This is a genomic window from Streptomyces olivochromogenes (assembly GCF_001514115.1).
Lineage (GTDB): Bacteria > Actinomycetota > Actinomycetes > Streptomycetales > Streptomycetaceae > Streptomyces > Streptomyces olivochromogenes.
Genome location: NZ_KQ948454.1, coordinates 140,994 through 158,651 on the forward strand (window position 1 = coordinate 140,994; position 17,658 = coordinate 158,651).

Sequence of the window (17,658 nt, forward strand, 5' to 3'; positions counted from 1 at the left end):
GTCACGCTCCCTTCTTCGTGGTCCGCGCGGTCGGCTGGGTCACCCGGTCGAGCATCAGGCCGAGGCAGACGATCGCCGCGCCGGCGACGAGGCCGGTCGCCAGGTCGCCCTGCGCGAGGCCGAACACGACGTCGTAGCCGAGCGCGCCACCGCCGACCAGACCGCCGATGATGACGACGGCGAGGACGAGCACGACGCCCTGGTTGACGGCGAGCAGCAGCGACTGGCGGGCCAGCGGCAGCTGGACCTGGCGCAGCTGCTGGGCGCCGGTGGCGCCGAGCGAGCGGGCCGACTCCAGCGCGGCCGGGTCGACGGCGCGCAGGCCCTGGGTGGTGATGCGGACGACGGCGGGCAGCGCGTAGACGACCGCGGCGGCGACGGCGGGCGCGCGGCCCACGCCGAACAGCGCCACCACCGGGATCAGGTAGACGAACTGCGGCATCGTCTGGAAGACGTCCAGGACCGGCCGCAGCAGCCGCTCGACGCGCTCGCTGCGCGCCGCCGCGATACCGGTCGCGAAGCCGAGCACGAGGGTCACGGCGACCGCGGCGAGGACCTGCGACAGCGTGTCCAGGGACGGCTTCCACACGCCGAGCACCCCGATCGCGGCCATCGCGAGGACCGCGGTGAGGGCGGTGCGCCAGGTGCCGATCAGCCAGGCGAGGGCGGCGACGATCAGCAGGACCGACCACCAGGGCAGCCATTGGAGGCCGTCCCGGACGGGGTCCAGGACCCAGGTGGTGAAGTGGCCCGCCCAGTCGGCGGTGCCGCCGATGTAGGGGACGCCTGAGTAGAGGTGGTTGGTCATCCAGTCGACGACGCGGTTCACGGGCTCGGCGATGGAGAGGGTCCAGGAGGCGGGCCAGTCGAGACGCCCGGTGAGGTGTCCGGCCAGCGCCACGGCGAGGGCCGACACGGCCGCGTACACCCAGCGGGCGGCCGTCGCACCGGAGTCCGAGCCCAGGCGCTCCCCGGCCGCTCCCGTCACCCGGTCCAGGACGACCGCGAGCAGCACGATCGGGATGCCGGCGGCGAGGGCTGCGCCCACGTCGACGGAGGCCAGGGCCTGGTAGACGCGGTCGCCGAGGCCGCCCGCGCCGATCACGGAGGCGATGACCGCCATGGACAGGGCCATCATGATCGTCTGGTTGAGGCCGAGGAGGAGTTCCTTGCGGGCCAGCGGGAGGCGGGCGGTCAGCAGGCGCTGGCGGGCGGTGGCGCCGAGCGAGGTGACGGCCTCCATCACCCCGGCGTCGGCGTCACGCAGGCCGAGCGCGGTGAGGCGGGCCATGGGCGGGGCGGCGTACACGACGGTGGCGAGGACGGCGGCGGGGACGCCGATGCCGAAGACGAGGACGACGGGCAGGAGGTACGCGAACGCCGGGAGCACCTGCATGGTGTCGAGGACGGGGCGCAGCGCGCGGTAGGTGCGGTCGGAGAGCCCGGCGGCGAGGCCGAGCAGCGCGCCCAGCAGGACGGACGCGAGGACGGCGACCACCATGAGGGCGAGGGTCTGCATGGTCGGCACCCACATGCCGAGCAGTCCGCAGGCGAGGAACGCGGCGGCCGTGCCGAGCGCGAGCCGTACGCCCGCGGTGCGCCAGGCGACGAGTGCCGCGACGGCTGTCACACCGGCCCAGCCCGCCGCGAGCAGCACCACGTAGACGGCGCGCACGGAGAGGACGACGGCGCTGCTGACGTACCCGAAGAAGTACAGGAACAGGGGGTGGCTGTCCCGGTTGTCGATGATCCACTCGCTGGCCCGGCCGAGGGGTGCGGAGAGATCGACGGTGAGGGCGCCCGGCCAGCTGCCGCTCGCCCAGTGGGAGTCGAGGACCGGGACGATCACGGCCGCCACGACGGCGAGCAGCAGCAGTTTGCCGACGGCCCGGTGCCCGCGGAGGTTCTTGAGCAGCGCGGAGACGCCGGAGTGACCGACGGTCGCGGTGACGGTGGCCATCAGGCGGCCTCCCCACGGGGGCCGTCCGGCGCCCCGGCGGCGGGCGTGTCCGCTCCGGCCACCACGCCGAGCAGCGCCGCCGAGTCCACGACGCCGACGCAGCGTCCCTGGTCCATCACGCGGGCGGGGTCGCCCGAGCGGGCCACCACCTCGATGGCCTCGGAGACGGTCGCGTCGGGTGCGAGCGCCGGACCCCGGGCGGCCTCCGCGGCGGACGCGGCCCGCATGGCCGTACGGACGGTCATGACCTGTTCGCGCGGTACGTCCCGGACGAACTCGCGGACGTAGTCGTCGGCGGGCGAGCCGACGATCTCCTCGGGGGTGCCGAGCTGGACGACACGGCCGTCGCGCATGAGCGCGATGCGGTCGCCTAGGCGCAACGCCTCGTTGAGGTCGTGGGTGATGAAGACCATCGTGCGGCCCTCGTCGTGATGCAGCCGGATGACCTCCTCCTGCATGTCGCGCCGGATCAGCGGGTCGAGCGCGCTGAACGGCTCGTCGAAGAGGAGGACTTCGGGGTCGACGGCGAGCGCGCGGGCGAGCCCGACGCGCTGCTGCTGGCCGCCGGACAGCTGGCCGGGCCTGCGCTGCTCCATGCCCTCCAGGCCGACCTTGGCGACGACCTCGGCGGCCTTCTCGCGGCGCTCCGCCTTGCCGACACCCTGGATCTCCAGGCCGTACGCCACGTTGTCGAGCACCGAGCGGTGCGGGAGCAGGCCGAAGTGCTGGAAGACCATCGCGGCGCGGTGGCGGCGCAGTTCCCGCAGCCGGTTCTTGTCCATGGCGCGTACGTCCTCGCCGTCGATGACGATCGCGCCCGCGGTCGGCTCGATCAGCCGGGTGAGGCAGCGGACCAGCGTGGACTTGCCGGAGCCGGACAGCCCCATGACGACGAAGACCTCGCCCTTGCGGACGTCGAAGCTCACGTCACGGACGGCGGCCGTGCAGCCGGTGCGGGAGCGGAGTTCGGCGGGGTCGAGGGCGGCGAGTTCGGGGTCGGCGGGGACGCGTTCGGCCTTCGGCCCGAACACCTTCCACAGGCCGTCGACGGAGAAGACGGCGTCGGCGGAGCCGGGGGGACCGGCGGGCGTACGGGCAGGGGTACTCGCGGGGGTGCCGGTGGTCGTACTCATCACGCACCGCCCCCGATCAGCTCGGCGCATTTCTCCCCGACCATGAGCACTCCGATCATCGGGTTCACGGCGGGCATCGTCGGGAAGACGGACGCGTCGGCGATCCGCAGACCGTCGAGGCCACGCACCCTCAACTCGGGGTCGACCACGGCGAGCGGGTCATCCGTGGCGCCCATCCGGCAGGTGCCCGCCGGGTGGTAGACGGTGTGCGCGACCTGACGGGCGTACGCGCTCAGCTCCTCGTCGTCGGTGACCTCGGGCCCGGGGCACACCTCGCGCTTGAGCCAGCCGGCGAGCGGCTCGGTGCGGGCGATCCGGCGGGCGATGCGGATGCCGTCGACGAGGGTGCGGCCGTCGTAGTCGTCCTCGTCCGTGAAGTAGCGGAAGTCGAGGGCGGGCTTGACCGATGGATCGGCGCTGGTCAGGTAGAGGCGGCCGCGGCTGCGCGGTTTGGGGATGTTGGGGGTCATGGAGACGCCGTGCGCCGGGCGTTCGTAGCCCAGCCGCTCCGGGTTGTCCGTGAAGGGGATCTGGTAGAAGTGGAACATCAGGTCGGGGCCCGCCTGTTCGGGGTCGCGGCGCACGAACAGGCCCGCGTCGGAGTCCATCGCCGAGTTCTCCGGGATCGGCCCGTTGGTCTCCCAGACGATGACCGACTCGGGGTGGTCGAGCAGGTTCTCGCCGACGCCGGGCAGGTCGTGGGCGACGGGTATGCCGAGCTCCGCCAGGTCGTGGGCGGGACCGATCCCGGAGTGCAGCAGCAGCCGCGGCGAGTCGACCGCGCCCGCGCACAGCAGGACCTCGCGCCGGGCCCGTACGAGGGTCTCGGTGCCGTCCTTGGCGCGTACGTGCACGCCCGTGGCGCGCGTCCCCTCCAGCTCCAGCCGGTACGCCCAGGTCTCCAGCAGCAGCGTCAGGTTGGGCCGTTCGTCCATCACCGGGTGGAGATAGGCGACCGACGCGCTGGAGCGCTTGTTGTTCTCGGGGTGGTAGGCGAGGTCGAAGAAGCCGGTGCCCTCGGTGAACGGCTTCTTGTTGAAGCCCTCGACGCGGGGCACGCCCAGCGCGCCCTGGGCGGCGTCGACGAAGTCGCGGGCGATGGCGTTGCGGTCCTTCTCGTCGACCGGGACGATGTTGTTGAGGAGTCGCGCGAAGTACGCCTCCATGGGCACCGCGCCCCAGCCCTTGGCGCCCGCCTCCTCCCACTCGTCCCAGTCGGACGGCAGCGGCTTGAACGCGATCAGCGTGTTGTGGGACGAACAGCCGCCGAGGACGCGGGCCCGGCTGTGCCGGATGTGCGAGTTGCCGCGCGGCTGCACGGTGGTCGGGTAGTCGTAGTCCAGTTCGCCGCCGAGCAGGCCCATCCAGCGGCGCAGGGTGAGGACGTCCTCACGGCCGACGTCGCTGGGACCGCCCTCGATGACGGCGACCGTCACGTCGGCGTTCTCGGTGAGACGGGAGGCGATGACGGAGCCTGCCGTGCCGCCGCCGATGACGACGTAGTCGTACGTGTTCTCGGACGCGTTCTCGTGCGTGCTTTCGTGCATGGGGGTGCTCCAGGGTGCAAGGGGCAGGTGCGCTGTGGGGTGGTGGGGTTACGTCACTGGGGTCGGCCCGCGAACCAGCGGACCGGCTTGGGCGCCAGGTTCTGGTAGACGTGCTTGGTCTCGCGGTACTCGGCGAGGCCCGCCGGGCCCAGTTCGCGCCCCACGCCGCTCTTCCCGAAGCCGCCCCACTCCGCCTGCGGGAGGTAGGGGTGGAAGTCGTTGATCCAGACGGTGCCGTGCCGCAGGCGTCCGGCGACGCGGCGGGCGCGGCCCGCGTCGGTGGTCCAGACGGCGCCCGCGAGCCCGTACTCGGTGTCGTTGGCGAGCGCGACGGCCTCGTCCTCGGTGCGGAAGGTCTCGACGGTCAGGACGGGCCCGAAGACCTCCTCGCGGACCACCTTCATCTCCCGGTGGCACTGGTCGAGGACGGTCGGCTCGTAGAAGTACCCGGTGGCGGGTCGTTCGGCGGACGGCTCGGGGCGCCGGCCGCCCGCCCGCAGCACCGCGCCCTCCGCGAGCGCGGAGGCGACGTACGCCTCGGTCTTCTCGCGCTGTCCCTCCGACACGAGGGGGCCGCACTCGACGCCGTCCTCGGTGCCGCGGCCGAGCCTGATCCTGCCGGCCCTGCGGGCGAGTTCGGCGACGAAGCGCTCGCGCACGGACTCCTCGACGATGAGCCGGGATCCGGCCGAGCAGACCTGGCCGCTGTGGATGAAGGCGGCGTTGAGCGCCTGGTCGACGGCGGTGTCGAAGTCCTCGTCCGTGGCGCAGGCGTCGGCGAAGACGACGTTGGGGTTCTTGCCGCCGAGCTCCAGGGCGACCTTCTTGACGCTCTCCGCGGCGGCCCGCGCCACCTTCGTGCCGCTGACCAGGCCGCCGGTGAAGGAGACGAGGTCGACATCGGGGTGCTCGGCGAGGCGGGCGCCCACCGTGTGCCCCGGGCCGGTCACCAGGTTGGCCACCCCGGCGGGAAGTCCGGCCTCGGCGAGCAGTCGCATCAGCGCGATCGTGGTCAGCGGGGTGATCTCGCTCGGCTTGACCACGAAGGTGTTGCCGGCGGCGAGGGCGGGCGCGATCTTCCAACTGGCCTGCAGGAGCGGATAGTTCCAGGGGGTGATCAGCGCGCAGACGCCGACGGGCTCGTGCACGACGACGCTGTGGACGTCGGCGGAACCGGCGTCGACGACCCGCCCGCCGCCCTCCCCCACGACGAGGTCGGCGAAGTACCGGAAGGCGTCCGCGACACAGTCGATGTCGATGCGCCCCTCCTCCAGGGTCTTGCCCGCGTCGCGGCTCTCCAGGAGTCCCAGCTCCTCGCGGTCGCGGACGAGGAGGTCGGCGACGCGGCGCAGCAGCGCGGCCCGCTCGGCGACCGGGGTACGGGGCCACTCCCCCGTGTCGAAGGCGTGGCGGGCGGCGGCGACGGCAGCGTCCGCGTCGCGCTCGTCACCCTCCGCGACCACGGCGAACGGCTTGGCATCCGCGGGATCGAGGATCTCGCGGGTGGCACGGGAGACGGCCTCCCGCCACTCCCCACCCACGTGAAGGGTCTGTTGTGCCTGCTGAGCCTGGTGCGCTTGGTGTCCGGCCATGGTCGGTGTTGCCTTCCGTTCCTGTTCCGTGCCCCTGCGTGCCCGTGTGTCACACGCGTGTCACTCTCGGGGACCGGGAGCGCCTGCCCCTCGACCCGGAATGCATGCACAACCAGTGACCAGAAGTGCCCGGCGTCACTGAAAAATGAGCGGAAATGCGACCAGAAACCACCAAACCCAGGCTGAGAGTGATCGGCACCCCGGAGGTGGCTTTCTTTGACTAGAGTCAAAGAATGACTCAGTCGGTGTCAGCGCAGGACGTGCGGGCGCTGCGGCGCTTCAACCGGTACTTCACCCGGCGCATCGGAGCCCTCGACGACCACTACCTCGGACAGGACCGGCCGCTCGGCGAGGCCCGCCTGCTGTTCGAGATCGGGGACGGGGCCTCGCTGCGGGAGCTGCGCGGCCGGCTCCGCCTGGACGCGGGGTACTTGAGCCGGATGGTCCGGGCGCTGCAGGCGCAGGGGCTGGTGCGGGTGAGCGTGCCGGCCGAGGACAGCCGGCTGCGGGTCGCGGAGCTCACGCCGGCCGGGCGGGTCGAGGTCGAGGAGCAGAACCGGCGGGCCGACGCGCTGGCCGAGGGGCTGCTCGGCTCCCTCGACGAGCGCCGGCGCGGCGAGCTCACCGCCGCCATCGCCGCCGCCGAGCGGCTGCTGCGGCTGGCCGCGATCACCGTCGAGTCCGTCGACGCTGCCGCGCGCGACGCGCGCGACTGTCTCGCCGGGTACGCCGCCGACATCGACGCACGGTTCCCGGAGGGCTTCGACCCCGCCGCCCTCGTACGGCCCGACGAGGTGTCGGGGGACTCGGGTGCCTTCCTGGTCGCGTACGAGGAAGGGCGTCCCGTGGGGTGCGGGGCGCTGCGACGGCTCGCACCGGACACCGGCGAGATCCGGCATGTGTGGGTGCGGCCCGAGGCCCGGCGGCTCGGCCTCGCCCGCCGGATCCTCGACGGACTGGAGCGGGCGGCGGTCGCGCGCGGGTACGGCGTCGTGCGCCTCGACACCCACGCGGTGCTCACCGAGGCGCAGGCGATGTACCGGGCGTGCGGCTACACCGAGATCCCGCGCTACGACCACAACGTCTACGCCGCCCACTGGTTCGAGAAGCGGCTGCCCCGCCCGTCGGGGGACTGACGGAGGACTCGCGGGGGGGGCTGGCGGAGGACTAGGTACCGCTCGCGCAGCTCGTGTCGGTGGGGCAGAAGGAGTTCAGGGCCGTGCTGAGCGGGCCGGTCATGTCCACGCCCTCGGGGCCGCTCGCGTTGATCGCGTAGAGCGTGCCGTCGGCGGCCCGGAAGCGGTGGTCGACCACGTGCGTGGCGCCCTTCTGCGGACTGTCGTAGCGGTAGGTGACCTCCGTCCAGCCGGTGCCGTTCTGCCGCTCGATGAGCCGGTACCCCGGGAGCTTCTCCGAGATCGCCTCCGCCTGGGACGACGACTCGGCCAGGGAGCTCTCCTTGACCTCGAACAGCATGAGCCTGCTGCTGCCGCCGGGGGCCGTGTAGGTGACGACCGGCGCCAGCTTGCCCTGGACCTCCTCGCGCACCCAGCCGTCCGGCACGTCCACCGTGTAGCCCACCGCGTCCACCGACCTGCTGTAGCCGGGCAACGGATCCGGGGTCGTGGGCTGCGTCGCCGGGTCACTGGACCCGCCCGGGTCGGCGTAGGTGTCCGGACTCCCGGAGGTGTACCCGGTGTCCGGGGAAGGAACGCTCTGGGTCGCCGTGACGGTCACCGCCGGGCGCGACGGGTCGGCGCCGGTGTGCCCGGACGAGTCGCTCCTGGTCAGCGCCCACACCGCGCCTCCGACACCGCCCGCGAGGACGGCGACGGCCACGATCACCACCAGCAGCCGGCGTGAGTCCGTGGGGGCCGGTCCCCGGCCGCCACCGGAACTCCCGCCGGGCCCGGACCACGACGGTGGCGGCAGGGGCGTCTCGGGCGGGCGCGGTGGGCCCGCCTGGGTCGGCGCCGACGCCCACCACTGCTGCGCCGCGTCCGGCGGCACCCCGCCACCGCCTGCTCCGCCCCTGCCCTGGCCGCCCGCGCCGTCGTCGTCGACCCACCGCTGGCGGTCCTCGTCCCACCGTTGCGCCACCTCGTCACCCCGTTCCCACTAGACCGATCCCGTACCGACCGCTAACCGGCCAGCTGCGCGATCACCTGCACCACGGCCGCCGTCGACGCCAGCCCCGCCACGGCCGCGGCGGCGGTCTCCAGGCGCATCCGCAGCCGGCCAAGCCGCGCCGGGTCCGCCTGGCCCGTTCTCTCGATCTCCCCCTGCACCACGGCGAGTTCGCCGTCGAGCCCCGTCGTGTCGTCGGTCTCCGTCAGCAGCCGCAGATGATCGCGCAACGTGCGGACGGCCTCCAGGAGCGCCTCGGTCGTCTCGTCGGCACCGGCCGCGGGCGGCGCCTCGTGATAGTTCGCGGTGCCGTGGTCGCCGAAGTTCACCGCACTGCGCGTGATCCGGTCGACCCGCCCTCCCGAGCCCTCAGTCATCCCTGTTCCCCTCGTTGTACGACGCGCCCCCACTGCCCATGGAGACGGCACTCTTGCTGATCCGGCCCACCGCGGTGCCGCCGCTCATCTGCCCGATGAACTGGCCGCCCGCGGCCACGTTGAAGATGTTCTGCTCGAAGCTGCCCGTCTCACAGCCGCTGCGCCGCAGCGCCTCGCGCACCCCGCTCGCGATCCGGTCCTCGACGGTCTTGATGTAACGGCTGACGTCCATCTCCTGGAACAGCGACAGCCGGTCGGTGCTGCCCATCTCCCGCACGGACACCAACGGGGCGTCCGGCAGGGCCTGTTCGGGCCGGGCCAGCCAGGTGCGCAGGCACTGGACGAGGGTGCGCAGCATGGAGAACCCGGCCACCACGCCCGTCGCCGGGGCGGACAGCACCGTCCGCAGCACCTCACGCCCCGTCGTGCCCTGCCCGGAGGCCGCGATGAAGTCGACGCGCCGGTACTCCTCGAAAATCGGCCCCAGGACGTGCGGTACGACTTCCAGGACCAGCATCCCGCCCTGCGTGTGGACGCGGACCAGCACCGAGACCACCACCTGCTCGTCCCAGGCGCCGACCCTGACGCGCAGGAAGTGCCGGCGCGCCTCGCCGCCCTCGTCCACCGCCCCGTCCAGGTGCACCCGGGCCGACGACGGCTCGTACACGCCCTGGTTGCGGCCCACGCCGTACGGCAGGTAGACGAACTCCTCGACCTCCAGGTCCTTGAGCCGGTCCCGGCTGGTGCGCGCGGCGGACTCCCGCAGCGCCTCCAGCTTCGGTACGACCAGGTCGAGGATCTGCCGGTTGGTCAACTGCACCGGCAGGCGGTGCCCGTTCGCCGAACCGTCGCCGGTCTGCTCGGGCAGCTTGCCGTTCAGGCCGTCGAACGGCTTCTTGGCCGGGGTGATCTCCATCGCGAACGACCAGGGCTCGTACGGCTTTCCCGCGCCGACGAACGGCCGGTGGGCGTCGTAGAGCGCCACGGACGCGTGCTGCTCCCAGGTGACGGCCCGCGCGACCCGGAGCTGACGCTCGCTGCCCATGGGCAGTGCCACGGACGTACGGGCGAAGGCGTCCCGGGAGAGTTCGACGCTCATGACCGCGGCCACCTGGGAGCGGTGGGCACCGATCACGAAGGTGAGCAGGAGCGGGAAGATCACCAGAAAGGGGTCGTGGAGCAACTGGGTGAACGCGTACACCCAGTAGGCGATCTCCGCGGCCCGCGCCATGAAGGTGAGCCCCCAGGCGGTCGCCCTGCGCGGCAGACGCAGCCGGGCGGACTCGTCCCGGCTCGCGGCGTACATGCTCATGCCCCACCCGGACGCGGCCCGCGCGGACCACAGCAGAAAGCAGACGGCGGCGTAGAAGAACACCGCGACGGCGCCGAACGCCTCCGCGAAGCCCCGGGGCCCCGCGTCCGCGACGCCGGTGGCCGCCCGGACCATCTCCACCAGGAAGAACACGACCCAGATGGCCAGCAGCCCGAGCCCGGTCAGCGCCTCCCTGCGGCGCGCGCGCAGCGCGTGCGCGAGCACGGCGACGACGTCGACACCGAGGGACGGTGCCGCGGGCCGCTCCTCGTGCCCTATGAGTTCGTCGATGACCCGTGCCCGGAACACGGTGTCCAGATGCACTCCGGCACACAACAGCCGTGTCGCCTCGCTGTGTGCGTACCGTCTCTCCGATTCCGTCACTGGGACCACCCCCGTGTGTCTCCCCCGGCCGCGCCCCAGCTCTCTTGAGCAGCCCTGCGCTCCCCTACCGGACCGTACGTCACGACGATAGCGAGAGTTACTCCCCGTGTACCCCCGCATACAGCGAGAAAGCACGTACGTTCGATGCGTACTTTCTGTACGCATGCGTCGGCCCCGCCCGGGACACTTCCCGGACGGGGCCGATGAGTTGCGAGTGACTCAGGTGAGTCGGGTACGTCAGATCAGACCGAGACCGCGGACCGCGTCGCGCTCCTCCTCGAGCTCCTTGACGGAGGCGTCGATACGGGCGCGGGAGAACTCGTTGATGTCCAGGCCCTGGACGATCTCGTACTGCCCGTCCTTGGTGGTGACGGGGAAGGAGGAGATGATCCCCTCGGGCACGCCGTAGGAACCGTCCGACGGGATACCCATGGAGGTCCAGTCACCGTCGGCGGTGCCGTTGACCCAGGTGTACACGTGGTCGATGGCGGCGTTGGCGGCGGAGGCGGCGGAGGACGCGCCACGGGCCTCGATGATCGCGGCACCGCGCTTGGCGACGGTCGGGATGAAGTCCTCGGCGAGCCACTTCTCGTCGCCCACGACCTCGGCGGCGTTCTTGCCGGCGACCGTGGCGTGGAAGATGTCCGGGTACTGGGTGGCGGAGTGGTTGCCCCAGATGGTGAGCCGCTTGATGTCGGCGACCGTCGAGCCCGTCTTCTTCGCGAGCTGGGTCAGCGCGCGGTTGTGGTCGAGGCGGGTCATCGCGGTGAAGCGCTCGGCCGGTACGTCCGGGGCGGCGGCCTGGGCGATGAGGGCGTTGGTGTTGGCCGGGTTGCCCACGACGAGGACCTTGATGTCGTCCGCGGCGTTGTCGTTGATGGCCTTGCCCTGCGGCTTGAAGATGCCACCGTTGGCGGAGAGCAGGTCACCGCGCTCCATGCCCTTGGTACGGGGGCGGGCGCCGACGAGCAGCGCGACGTTCGTGCCGTCGAAGGCGACGTTCGGGTCGTCCGTGATGTCGATGCCCGCGAGGAGCGGGAAGGCGCAGTCGTCGAGCTCCATCGCGGTGCCCTCGGCGGCCTTCAGCGCCGGCGTGATCTCCAGGAGGCGCAGCTTGACCGGCACGTCCGCGCCGAGCAACTGGCCTGAGGCGATGCGGAAGAGCAGGGCGTAACCGATCTGGCCGGCCGCGCCGGTGACGGTGACGTTCACGGGAGTGCGGGTCATGGCGTTCTCCGTATGACAGCAGGCGGTGGGGCGTCCCTGCCCCGGGGTGCAGGATCGTCCCCTGCGTCCACCGCAATGATCGATCAAAGGAACCGATGATCGATCTCTCGGCGTCAAGAGAGATCCGCCGTCAGGCTATCGCGCATCCAGGATCCCGGATGGCCGGGTCCCGTGTGGCCCACCCCACAACCCCCCGACGGGGCGGCCGCCGGCCCGGGAGAGGGTGACACGACGACCGCCGTCGGGGTGACCGGCCGGGGCCGGATCCCGTGGGGGTACGGAGCGCCTGCCCCAACGGCGCCGGAACATTCCTGGGCCTCGGTTTTCGGGGGTGGGCTTCTTCTTCGGGTGCGGGTGCGGGTGCGGGTGGGCGGGGGTTGCTCACGCAGTTCCGCGCGCCCCTGGGGCCGGGGCTGCGCCCCGAAACCCCGGCCGCACGAAGCGCCTCGGCTGGCGGCCGGTGGGGGTTGCTCGCGCAGTTCCCCGCGCCCCCAAGGCGGGGCTGCGCCCCGAAATTCCGGCCGCCTGTTGCCTTTTGGCCGACGGCGGGTGGGGGCTGGGCGCGCAGTTCCCCGCGCCCCTAAGAGCCTCGGCCCTACCGGCGTTTGAGGACGAGACCGGTGGCCGATACCCCACCCACCCCCAGTCCACCCACCCCGCTCCGCGCCCCATAGCCCATCCGGCACTTGAGGACGAGGCCGGAGGCCGATGCACCACCCACCCCGGCCCCCATCACTCAGCCCGTCCGGCGTTTGAGGACGAGCCCTTCGGGCGAGGCGGGGGTCCAGGGGGCGCAGCGCCCCTGGCGGGGTCGAAGGGGCGGAGCCCCTGGAGGTGGGACGGGTAGGGGCGGCGGGGGCGAGTAACCCATGCCGCGCGTGCCCACCCGCCCCAGCCAAGCCCCCCCCCCGGCTACTTCACTTGGTGCAGCCCTTCTGACCCGACTTCAGCGTGACGCACGCCTTCGCCTCGGCGGCGTCCTTGACGGCGATCATCGGGGTGTACGCATCGGTGGCGTTGTCGACGGTCCCGGTCTGCTTGGCGGCGGTCCCGGCCGTCACCTGGACCGAGTCACCGATCACGGCCTGGGTGATGCGGGCCCAGGCCGCGGCGCAGGTCTTGCTGTAGCGCACCTCGACGAGCGTGGTACCCACGGTGATGCTGGTGCTGGTCGTCGCCAGTTGCCCACCGCACCCCATGTTCTCCGGGTCCTTGCCCGTGCAGTCGGCGCCACTGCACTTCACCCCGGCCGGCAGATCGGGATTGACGGCGGCGGACGTCGAGGGCGTCTTCGGCGCGCTCGCCGCCTTCTTGCCGTCACCGCCCCCGGTGAAGTACACGACCGCGGCTATCACCACGAGCGCACCCACAACCCCCGCGAGGAACATCGTCAGCCGCCGCTTACGCCGCGCCGCCGCGTCCACGGATCCCCCCGCGGGCGCCCCCGGCCCACCGGCACCGACAGACCCGGCCGGACCCACGGAACCACCCGGCCCCGACGAGCCCACAGAACCCGCGGAACCCGCGGAACCCATCGGACCCGCAGAACCCCCCGGCCCCACAGACCCCGCCGGAGTCGACGGACCGTACCGCCCCCCGTCACCGGACGGCGTGGCGACGACCCCCCAGCCCCCGCCACGCGAGCCCCCACCGGAGGAAGGCCCACCCGAAGACGCACCCGAAGGCCCGCCCGAAGAGGACCCGCCGTACCCGGCACCCCCACGCGCCCCACCCCCGAGCGACGACGAAGAGCCGTACGACGAGTCCTCCACCTCCGTGGCGGACGGCTGCGGCGGCACCGTCGGCGACACCCCCGCGGGCCCTGCGATCCCCGGCGTGATGCCGGGCGTCGCGGTCGCGCTGCCGCCCTTGCGGGCCTGCTTGCCGTTGCTCCCCTTCGCCGGGGGCGCCCCGAACTCCCCGAGCGCGGCGCGCGCCTGGGAGATCCGGATCGCTTCCATGGTCATGTCGTGGCGCATCTCCGAGCGGCTCCACGCACGCTCGGCCAGCTCCCACATGGTCGTCAGATGGATGGGATTGGTCCCGGTCACCTCGGCCAGGGCGACGATCGCGCCCTTGGGCGCGAGAAGCCGGCCGTTGAGGTACCGCTCCCAGGACGTCTTGCTGTAGCCCGTGCGGTCGGCCACCGCGGCGATGCCCAGCCCGCTCCGGTCGACCAGCCGGCGCAACTGGCTGGCGAACTCCCTGACCTGCGGATCGAGTTCATCCGGCAAGTCCCTCCAACGAGGCATTACTGCTCCCCCCTACTTCTTTCCCCCCGTACGTGCCTGACTGTTCCCCCGCGTGTTTCGGCACCCCTCCGTCGAGTCCCCCCGGCCCCGCCGGTCCCCGTTCTGGCTACCCACAGGGATGCGATCGGTCAGGATCTCAGTTCCCGGGATGGGGGCGCACGGGAGCATTCGGGCCCGGGCATGCACCGTTGCACGCCCCGCGGGCTGCGGCCCATTGTCCCATCGACGTCATGCCCGCCAATCGGACCCTCGTCCTCCGCAGCAGGACGTCCGATACCGTCCCGATTGGCCACGCTAACCGGGTTGTCGGGACAGATCAGGGTAAATCCTTGAACTTGTCAAGACATCGACACAACGGGAACACAGGTGCGACCTCACCTGTCACGAGAATGCTCAGCTCACCCGAGGGTGACGGCACCCACGACGGCGGCGAGAAGGAGAACGACGGCGAGAAGGGCCGCGTAGAGGAGGAGGCGGGGCGCACGGGGCCCGGCGGGCCGCCGGGACGCCTCCTCGTCGAGCAGATCCCACCACGGGAGCGTGGGGTCCTCCTCGTAGCCGTCACGGCCGCGCGCGGCGGGGAGGGCGGCTGCGGCACCGGGAGCGGGTTCGCCGCCGGGGCCGGGGACGGGACCGGGACCAGGGCCGGGGACGGGACCGCCCGCCGGTACCCGTACGGGCGGCACGGGCGGCACCGGCGGCACGGGCTCGCGCGGCCAGGCCCGCACCGCCAGTTCCCAGCGCACCCCGAAGCGTTCGGTCTCCTCGCCCGCGACACCCGCGACCCGGCACAGGGCGACGACCGCCTGCCGGGGCGGCGGCTGGCTCGCGTTGAGGTAGCGCTGCCAGGAGGACTTGCTGTACGCGGTGCGCGTGCCCAGCGCGACCAGGCTCATCCCGGTGCGGTCCTTGAGCAGCCGCAACTGCTCGACGAAGTGCCGTACCTCCGCCGGCAGCTCCTCCGGCAGCGGCTGCCAGGCACCCATCGCTTCACCCACCTCCCGTGGCGCTCACCAGGCGCCCCGTGTCGTTCCCCGTGAGCGATTGACGACGCCGGGCGGTGGACGGTTCCCGTCACGCGGCGCGGACACCGTGGCGGAATGGTCACTTCCGTGCCACAGGGAACTGACAGCTGTTGTACGGGCGGTGCCTGTACAGAAGGGTTGACCCGGGCGGTCCGACCGCCCGGCCGCGGCCCGTCCTTACTCGGGGGAGGGGACGGGCCGCGCACCGCTTCAGGGCATGCGCGGGGGTCTCAGCGGACCGTGAAGTGCAGCGTGTCGTCCAGGAACGGGATGACCAGCCACGGGTTGGGCTGCGCCATCAGCGAGAGCAGCACGATGGCGACGCCCAGCACGCCGTACGTGAGCATGTCCGTGAAGCGGGAGCGGACCGCGAGCATGCCCACGTCGGGCAGCATCCAGCGCATCACGGCGCCGGCCAGCAGCGCGGCGCCGATCAGGATCGTGCCGAGCCGGAACACGTCGAGGGCGGTCAGCAGCAGGCCGAGCCCGACGGCCGACAGCACGGCCAGGATCGGCCACTGGCGGGCCGGGGCCGGGGCGTCGCCGCCCGCCGCCCGGCCGCCGCCCTCGGGCCGCGCGGTGTCCCTCGTGAACAGGGGGAAGCGCCGTGTGGTGCGGCGCGGCTTCCCCTCGGCGTCGGGCGCGCTCACGGCGTCGAGCGCACCCGGCTCGCCCTCGGCGCCGTCCGCCTCCCGCACACTCGCCACACCGTTCACGGCCCCCGCCTTCCCCGAACCGGCCTCACCGTTCACGGACCCCGCCTCCCGCACGACGGACTCACCCTTCGCCGCCCTCGCCCTCCGCACGGCCGACCCGCCGTTCGCGGACGCGGTCTCCCGTACGGCCGACTCGGCGTCGGAGCCGGCATCGGTGTCGGTGTCGGTGTCGCGGGCCGCGGCGTCCTCGGGTCCGCCGTCAGCCGACACTGCGCTCCGCCGCTTCCACCACGTTGACGAGCAGCTGGGCGCGGGTCATCGGGCCCACGCCGCCGGGGTTCGGGGAGATCCACGCGGCGACCTCGGCGACGTCCGGGTGGACGTCTCCGACGATCTTGCCCTCGGCGCTGCGCGAGACACCGACGTCGAGGACGGCGGCGCCCGGCTTCACGTCCTCGGCGCGGATGAGGTGGGCGGATCCCGCCGCGGCGACGATGATGTCGGCGCGCTTCAGGTGCGCGGAGAGATCACGGGTGCCGGTGTGACACTGGGTGACCGTTGCGTTCTCGCTGCGCCGCGTCAGCAGCAGCGGCATCGGACGCCCGATGGTCACCCCGCGGCCGACGACCACGACCTCGGCGCCCTTGATCTCCACGCCGTAGCGGCGCAGCAGGGTGAGTACGCCGTTGGGAGTGCACGGCAGTGGGGCCGGCTCGTTGAGGACCAGCCGCCCGAGGTTCATCGGGTGCAGGCCGTCGGCGTCCTTGTCCGGGTCCATCAGTTCCAGGATGCGGTTCTCGTCGATGCCCTTGGGGAGCGGGAGCTGGACGATGTAGCCGGTGCACGTGGGGTCTTCGTTGAGTTCGCGCACCACCGCCTCGATCTCCTCCTGCGTGGCGGTCGCGGGCAGTTCACGCTGGATGGAGGCGATACCGACCTGGGCGCAGTCGCGGTGCTTGCCCGCGACGTACTTCTGGCTGCCGGGGTCGTCGCCTACCAGGACGGTCCCCAGGCCGGGCGTGACGCCCTTCTCCTTGAGGGCCGCCACGCGGGCGGTCAGATCGGACTTGATCGCGGCTGCGGTGGCCTTGCCATCGAGAATCTGGGCGGTCATGCCCCCATCCTCGCGGATGACCCGCTCCCTGTTCCAATCCGGGCGCCCCTTCCCCCCTGTGACCAGCCGCGATCAGCCGTGATCAGCGATGTTGCACTTGCACAACACCTGCACAACACAATCGGAATGGCTCTGGACAAATAAGTAAGGCATTTAGAACGATGAACACCACAGTGCCGCGGACAGTACCGGGGGGACGGACCGCTCTGTAGAACTCTCCTCCGCACCTTGCCGCGCGTCCCCGCACCAGGCAACGGAGGAACACCCGCCATGAGTTTCGGCGACCCGAACAACCCCTACGGTCCCCCGCAGGGCCAGCCGGCCGGCTACCCGCCCCAGGGCCAGCCCGGCTACGGCTACCCCCAGGGCGCCCCGCAGCAGCCCGGTTACGGCTACCCGCAGGCCCCGCCGATCGGCCAGCAGCCGTACGGCGGCTACCCCGGCGGCCCGATGGAGATGCCCGGCGGGGTGAAGGCCGCGCGCGTGATGCTGTTCGTCATCGCCGGTCTGCAGGTGATCGGCGCGGTCCTGATCGCGATCTCGGCGCTCGCCGTCTCCGCCGCGAAGAACAACGCGGACCTCAAGGACGACGTCCAGTTCCAGCAGCTCGCGGACTACTCGGCCGGCGTCCTGTGGGGCGTCGCGGTCGCGGTCCTGGCGTGGGGCGTCTTCGCGATCTGGCTCGGCGTCAAGTGCGCGAACGGCGGCAGCGGCGTCCGCATCGCCGCGATGGTGTTCGGCATCCTCACCGCGGTCCTCGGTATCTACCCGTTCGTCGTCATCGGTCTGGTGCACACCGTGCTCGCCATCCTCATCGCGGTGTTCGTCGGCAAGGCGGACGGCGCCGCCTGGTTCGACCGCCCGAAGTACTCGGTCTGAGACCACCGGCGGCACGGCCGCCACGAGGCCGATTTCGAAGCTGACTCCGAGGCCGACTCCGAGGCCGACTTCG

General features: G+C 72.3%; 14 protein-coding genes. 2 read left to right on the forward strand and 12 right to left on the reverse strand.

The features are described 5' to 3' along the window. Position 1: 1 nt before the first annotated feature. From AQJ27_RS13095 to AQJ27_RS13110, 4 genes are read right to left on the reverse strand one after another with little or no spacing between them, the layout of a single operon-like run. Entirely contained in the window at positions 2 to 1,960 is a 1,959-nt protein-coding gene (locus AQJ27_RS13095; protein ID WP_067366791.1) for an ABC transporter permease, read from the reverse strand. Then, positions 1,960 to 3,093, reverse strand: coding sequence for a quaternary amine ABC transporter ATP-binding protein (locus tag AQJ27_RS13100; protein WP_067366794.1), 1,134 nt, complete (start codon positions 3,091 to 3,093; stop codon positions 1,960 to 1,962). The genes AQJ27_RS13095 and AQJ27_RS13100 overlap by 1 nt, the downstream gene beginning before the upstream one ends. Beyond that, on the reverse strand, positions 3,093 to 4,640 hold the full coding sequence (locus AQJ27_RS13105; RefSeq protein WP_067366795.1) for a GMC family oxidoreductase: 1,548 nt from the start codon (positions 4,638 to 4,640) through the stop codon (positions 3,093 to 3,095). The genes AQJ27_RS13100 and AQJ27_RS13105 overlap by 1 nt, the downstream gene beginning before the upstream one ends. Positions 4,641 to 4,693: 53 nt before the next feature. Beyond that, positions 4,694 to 6,232, reverse strand: a complete 1,539-nt coding sequence (locus AQJ27_RS13110; protein WP_067366798.1) for an aldehyde dehydrogenase family protein — start codon at positions 6,230 to 6,232, stop codon at positions 4,694 to 4,696. Positions 6,233 to 6,465: 233 nt separating this feature from the next. Between AQJ27_RS13110 and AQJ27_RS13115 the strand changes: the two genes are divergently transcribed. Then, positions 6,466 to 7,368 (forward strand): helix-turn-helix domain-containing GNAT family N-acetyltransferase, encoded by a 903-nt coding sequence (locus AQJ27_RS13115; protein WP_067366801.1) that lies wholly within the window; start codon positions 6,466 to 6,468, stop codon positions 7,366 to 7,368. 31 nt (positions 7,369 to 7,399) lie between these two features. On the opposite strand, the gene AQJ27_RS13120 is transcribed toward AQJ27_RS13115, so the two are convergent. The 8 genes from AQJ27_RS13120 to AQJ27_RS13155 all read right to left on the reverse strand — a co-directional run bounded on the left by AQJ27_RS13120 (position 7,400) and on the right by AQJ27_RS13155 (position 16,706). Next, complete coding sequence (locus AQJ27_RS13120) at positions 7,400 to 8,332, reverse strand: hypothetical protein (protein ID WP_096240280.1); 933 nt, start codon at positions 8,330 to 8,332, stop codon at positions 7,400 to 7,402. A 41-nt stretch (positions 8,333 to 8,373) separates the two neighbouring features. Next, the gene (locus AQJ27_RS13125) at positions 8,374 to 8,736 is read right to left on the reverse strand and encodes a hypothetical protein (RefSeq protein WP_067366808.1); all 363 of its coding nucleotides are present in this window, start codon (positions 8,734 to 8,736) and stop codon (positions 8,374 to 8,376) included. Continuing rightward, a complete protein-coding gene (locus AQJ27_RS13130; protein WP_067366811.1) occupies positions 8,729 to 10,372 on the reverse strand; it encodes a hypothetical protein in 1,644 nt (547 codons plus the stop codon). The genes AQJ27_RS13125 and AQJ27_RS13130 overlap by 8 nt, the downstream gene beginning before the upstream one ends. A 297-nt stretch (positions 10,373 to 10,669) precedes the next feature. After that, on the reverse strand, positions 10,670 to 11,659 hold the full coding sequence (locus AQJ27_RS13135; RefSeq protein ID WP_067366814.1) for a malate dehydrogenase: 990 nt from the start codon (positions 11,657 to 11,659) through the stop codon (positions 10,670 to 10,672). 917 nt (positions 11,660 to 12,576) lie between these two features. Beyond that, positions 12,577 to 13,911, reverse strand: coding sequence for an XRE family transcriptional regulator (locus AQJ27_RS13140; protein ID WP_079064950.1), 1,335 nt, complete (start codon positions 13,909 to 13,911; stop codon positions 12,577 to 12,579). Positions 13,912 to 14,309: 398 nt separating this feature from the next. Continuing rightward, a complete protein-coding gene (locus AQJ27_RS13145) occupies positions 14,310 to 14,897 on the reverse strand; it encodes a helix-turn-helix domain-containing protein (RefSeq protein WP_067366820.1) in 588 nt (195 codons plus the stop codon). Between the two features lie 269 nt (positions 14,898 to 15,166). Further along, positions 15,167 to 15,634 carry a DUF3017 domain-containing protein gene (locus tag AQJ27_RS13150; RefSeq protein WP_067367842.1) on the reverse strand — a complete coding sequence of 156 codons (468 nt, stop codon included), beginning with the start codon at positions 15,632 to 15,634 and terminating at the stop codon, positions 15,167 to 15,169. Between the two features lie 217 nt (positions 15,635 to 15,851). Further along, entirely contained in the window at positions 15,852 to 16,706 is an 855-nt protein-coding gene (locus tag AQJ27_RS13155; protein WP_054233749.1) for a bifunctional methylenetetrahydrofolate dehydrogenase/methenyltetrahydrofolate cyclohydrolase, read from the reverse strand. A 270-nt stretch (positions 16,707 to 16,976) separates the two neighbouring features. On the opposite strand from AQJ27_RS13155, the gene AQJ27_RS13160 reads away from it, so the two are divergent. Beyond that, positions 16,977 to 17,585: a proline-rich domain-containing protein gene (locus AQJ27_RS13160; protein ID WP_067366823.1), complete on the forward strand. Its 609-nt coding sequence runs from the start codon at positions 16,977 to 16,979 to the stop codon at positions 17,583 to 17,585. Positions 17,586 to 17,658 lie beyond the last annotated feature (73 nt).

What these genes read in the sequence shown, in the direction of transcription:
- AQJ27_RS13125 (WP_067366808.1), bottom strand. Translation starts at nt 8,736, where the DNA reads ATGACTGAGGGCTCGGGAGGGCGGGTCGACCGGATCACGCGCAGTGCG.
- AQJ27_RS13095 (WP_067366791.1), bottom strand. Translation starts at nt 1,960, where the DNA reads ATGGCCACCGTCACCGCGACCGTCGGTCACTCCGGCGTCTCCGCGCTG.
- AQJ27_RS13155 (WP_054233749.1), bottom strand. Translation starts at nt 16,706, where the DNA reads ATGACCGCCCAGATTCTCGATGGCAAGGCCACCGCAGCCGCGATCAAG.
- AQJ27_RS13105 (WP_067366795.1), bottom strand. Translation starts at nt 4,640, where the DNA reads ATGCACGAAAGCACGCACGAGAACGCGTCCGAGAACACGTACGACTAC.
- AQJ27_RS13140 (WP_079064950.1), bottom strand. Translation starts at nt 13,911, where the DNA reads ATGCCTCGTTGGAGGGACTTGCCGGATGAACTCGATCCGCAGGTCAGG.
- AQJ27_RS13145 (WP_067366820.1), bottom strand. Translation starts at nt 14,897, where the DNA reads ATGGGTGCCTGGCAGCCGCTGCCGGAGGAGCTGCCGGCGGAGGTACGG.
- AQJ27_RS13110 (WP_067366798.1), bottom strand. Translation starts at nt 6,232, where the DNA reads ATGGCCGGACACCAAGCGCACCAGGCTCAGCAGGCACAACAGACCCTT.
- AQJ27_RS13160 (WP_067366823.1), top strand. Translation starts at nt 16,977, where the DNA reads ATGAGTTTCGGCGACCCGAACAACCCCTACGGTCCCCCGCAGGGCCAG.
- AQJ27_RS13115 (WP_067366801.1), top strand. Translation starts at nt 6,466, where the DNA reads ATGACTCAGTCGGTGTCAGCGCAGGACGTGCGGGCGCTGCGGCGCTTC.
- AQJ27_RS13135 (WP_067366814.1), bottom strand. Translation starts at nt 11,659, where the DNA reads ATGACCCGCACTCCCGTGAACGTCACCGTCACCGGCGCGGCCGGCCAG.
- AQJ27_RS13100 (WP_067366794.1), bottom strand. Translation starts at nt 3,093, where the DNA reads ATGAGTACGACCACCGGCACCCCCGCGAGTACCCCTGCCCGTACGCCC.